Origin of the sequence: Lactococcus sp. S47, from assembly GCF_016517475.1 — a bacterium.
In the GTDB taxonomy this organism is placed as follows: Bacteria; Bacillota; Bacilli; order Lactobacillales; family Streptococcaceae; genus Lactococcus; species Lactococcus lactis.
The window spans coordinates 1-355 of record NZ_JACVUB010000029.1; the positions used below are offsets into that span (position 1 = coordinate 1).

Genomic DNA, 355 nt, shown 5'->3' on the forward strand with positions numbered 1-355 from the left:
GTTCGATCCCGTTAACTCCCATTGGTTGTTTCAGCCATTAAGTGAATAAAGAGTTTGGAAGGGTAGCGAAGAGGCTAAACGCGGCGGACTGTAAATCCGCTCCTTCGGGTTCGGGGGTTCGAATCCCTCCCCTTCCATAGAAAACGGGCATCGTATAAAGGTAGTACAAAGGTCTCCAAAACCTTTAGTGTGGGTTCAATTCCTGCTGCCCGTGTTTCATTATGGCGGATGTGGTGAAGTGGTTAACACACCGGCTTGTGGCGCCGGCACTCGCGAGTTCGATCCTCGTCATCCGCCTTTTTAATGGGGTATAGCCAAGCGGTAAGGCAAGGGACTTTGACTCCCTCATGCGTTG

General features: G+C 51.3%; 3 tRNA genes. All 3 read left to right on the forward strand.

The features are described 5' to 3' along the window. Positions 1 to 56 precede the first annotated feature (56 nt). The 3 genes from IAE52_RS11445 to IAE52_RS11455 all read left to right on the forward strand — a co-directional run bounded on the left by IAE52_RS11445 (position 57) and on the right by IAE52_RS11455 (position 297). Positions 57 to 137, forward strand: a tRNA-Tyr gene (locus IAE52_RS11445). A gap of 6 nt (positions 138 to 143) precedes the next feature. Then, positions 144 to 214, forward strand: a tRNA-Trp gene (locus IAE52_RS11450). A gap of 10 nt (positions 215 to 224) precedes the next feature. After that, a tRNA-His gene (locus IAE52_RS11455) sits at positions 225 to 297 on the forward strand. Positions 298 to 355: the final 58 nt, after the last annotated feature.